General features: G+C 63.8%; 2 protein-coding genes. Both read left to right on the top strand.

What is annotated here, in order from left to right; translation table 11 throughout:
- Positions 1–304, top strand: a 304-nt coding sequence (locus tag ACFPWW_RS20985; RefSeq protein WP_377313124.1) for a cytochrome c maturation protein CcmE, incomplete at its 5' end; no start/stop codon positions are given.
- Positions 301–885: cytochrome c biogenesis protein CcsA (gene ccsA / locus ACFPWW_RS20980; protein WP_377313123.1), on the top strand; the 585-nt coding region annotated here is incomplete at its 3' end. The genes ACFPWW_RS20985 and ccsA, both read left to right, overlap by 4 nt.

Raw genomic sequence — 885 nt, 5'->3', positions numbered from 1 at the left:
CGTGACCGATCCGAGCGGTGAGATCGTCAACGTGCGCTACCAGGGCATCCTGCCCGACCTGTTCCGCGAGGGGCAGGGGGTGGTGACGGAAGGATCGTTCGAGGCCGGCAGCAATATCTTTACCGCTGATACCGTGCTGGCCAAGCATGACGAGACCTATATGCCCAAGGAAGTGGCCGACAAGCTGAAGGCCGAGGGCCTGTGGGAAGAGGGCAAGGGCGCCGCCCCGCAGGGCAAGGACGCCAAGGGCCAGGAAGTGAAGGGCCAGCAAGCCGGCGGCCAGGAAGCGAAGGCGACGCCATGATTATCGAGATCGGCCATTACGCGCTGGTTCTGGCGCTTGCCACGGCAATCGTGCTGTCGCTGGTGCCGGCCATCGGCGCGCGCCGCGGCGATGTTGCGATGATGGACGTGGCCCCGCTCGGCTCCGTCCTGCTCTTTGCCCTCGTCGCCTTCTCCTTCGGCGTCTTGACCTATGCCCATGTCGTCTCCGACTTCTCGGTGAAGAACGTCTGGGAGAACTCGCATTCGCTGGTGCCGCTGATCTACAAATATTCCGGCGTCTGGGGCAATCACGAGGGCTCGATGATGCTCTGGCTCCTGATCCTGTCGCTGTTCAGCGCGCTGGTCGCGCTCTTCGGCCGCAACCTGCCCGATACGCTGAAGGCCAATGTTCTGTCCGTCCAGGCCTGGATCTCGGTCGCCTTCATCCTCTTCATCCTGCTGACCTCCAATCCGTTCCTGCGCCTCGATCCGGCCCCGGCCGAGGGCCGGGACCTGAACCCGGTGCTGCAGGATGTCGGCCTCGCCATCCATCCGCCGCTGCTCTATCTCGGTTATGTCGGCTTCTCGGTCTGTTTCTCCTTCGCCGTCGCCGCCCTTCTT

Source organism: Rhizobium sp. GCM10022189 (assembly GCF_042656325.1).
GTDB lineage: Bacteria > Pseudomonadota > Alphaproteobacteria > Rhizobiales > Rhizobiaceae > Rhizobium.
The sequence above is the reverse complement of the archived record's forward strand: the minus strand, read 5'-3'. Positions and strand labels throughout refer to the sequence as shown.